1 protein-coding gene is annotated in these 1,397 nt (G+C 74.0%); it reads right to left on the bottom strand.

Annotated features, from left to right (window positions below; all coding sequences use genetic code 11):
• Window positions 1-76: 76 nt before the first annotated feature.
• Complete coding sequence (locus tag DW899_RS10400; protein WP_117801085.1) at window positions 77-1,369, bottom strand: IS30 family transposase; 1,293 nt, start codon at window positions 1,367-1,369, stop codon at window positions 77-79.
• Between the last annotated feature and the right edge of the window lie 28 nt (window positions 1,370-1,397).

Here is a 1,397-nt window from a genome sequence, read left to right as displayed (position 1 = left end):
TGCTCCGCCCGCCGCCCGGCACCTCTTCCCAGACTCAGCCGGACGGTCGGTCCGTCTATTCCGTTTTTCTTCTAGGCTAGGCCAGCGGGGCATCGCCCCTCTCTGCGCGCGCCCTCTCGATGAGCCCCGGCGTCAGGTCGAGTTCCCCGATGGGCACGTCCCCCACGCCGTAGGCGTCCAGCAGCGCCGCCGCGTCCTCCCCGAGCATCGCCCTGAAGGCGCGCGCGGGCGTCGCGAAGCCGAGCGCGCCGCGGGGCTCGGAGTTCACGTGCGACATGGCCAGCGCCAGGTCGGCCGGGGCGAGCCGGTCGAACCTGATTCCGGCGCCCTTGGGCAGCAGCTTCCTGATCTCGACGTGGTTGCGCTCGCAGGCGCCCTTCTGGTCGCTGCGCCTGGGGTCGCAGTAGAACAGCCTCGTCTCGCCCGGCCCCTCGCCGAGCAGCGCCGCGATCGCCGCCTCGTCGGAGAACTCGGCGCCGTTGTCGGTGAGGACGGCGCGGAACACGCGGCGCGTCCCGTCGGCGCCGAGGATGGCCCGGACGCCCTCCAGGGCGTCCGCGACGCACCCGGCGGTCTTCTCCTCCAGCGGCAGCGCGAGCTGGAGCCTGCTGGGGCGGTGCAGCAGCGTGAGCAGGCAGGCGGAGTCCTCCCGGGCCCCCTCGACGGTGTCCATCTCCCAGGCCGCGGCGCACGCGTCCTCCCCGAGGGCGAGGAACGCGGCATGCGACCTGCGGGCGGAGTGGCGGGTCGCCGCCCGGCCCGCGGCGCGCTTCCTCGGCCTGTAGCCGACCTTGCGCCTGAGCTCCATGTTGGTCATGCCGTCGTAGCCCGCCGAGACCCAGCGGTAGATGGTCGACGGCGACAGGTCCACCGGGCCGCCGTTGCGCGCCGCCATCTGCTCGGGCGACAGCCCCCGGCGCAGGCAGTCCCTTATCGCCTCCAGCCTGGCCGCCGCGGCGGGCTCGTCGGCGTCTATCCCGCGCCTGGACGAGACGAGGACCGAGTCGGCGCACAGCTGCGCGGCCCGGGCCTCGTAGAAGACGTGGGGGCGGCGCTTGCAGCCGATCGCGCGGTACCGGCCGCAGCCGTTGCAGCATCGCGGCCACGCCGCCAGGCGCGGGCAGGCCGCCGACAGGTCGGCGGAGGCGTCCACGCGCTCGCCGCGCCTGGCCTTCGGCGCCGTCACGAACCTGTGCGACGCCACCTCGGCGCTCACCGTCGAGGGCGACCTGCCCAGCTCCCTCGCGATCTCCCTGCACGACGCCCTGCGCTCCAGCATTCTCTGGACCGTGTCCCGCTCGTGCCTCGTGAGCCTTCCGTAGGCCCTCGGGACCGCCCTTGCGGAGCCGCTCTTCTTCTTTCCGGACATGCCGTCCTCCGATCTCCCGGGGCCGGCC

Origin of the sequence: Collinsella sp. AM41-2BH, from assembly GCF_003468085.1 — a bacterium.
Classification (GTDB): domain Bacteria; phylum Actinomycetota; class Coriobacteriia; order Coriobacteriales; family Coriobacteriaceae; genus Collinsella.
This window is presented reverse-complemented; position numbering and strand designations above follow the sequence as displayed.

Bases quoted from the DNA above. Each gene is read 5' to 3' on its own strand.
- DW899_RS10400 (WP_117801085.1), bottom strand. From the start codon at position 1,369: ATGTCCGGAAAGAAGAAGAGCGGCTCCGCAAGGGCGGTCCCGAGGGCC.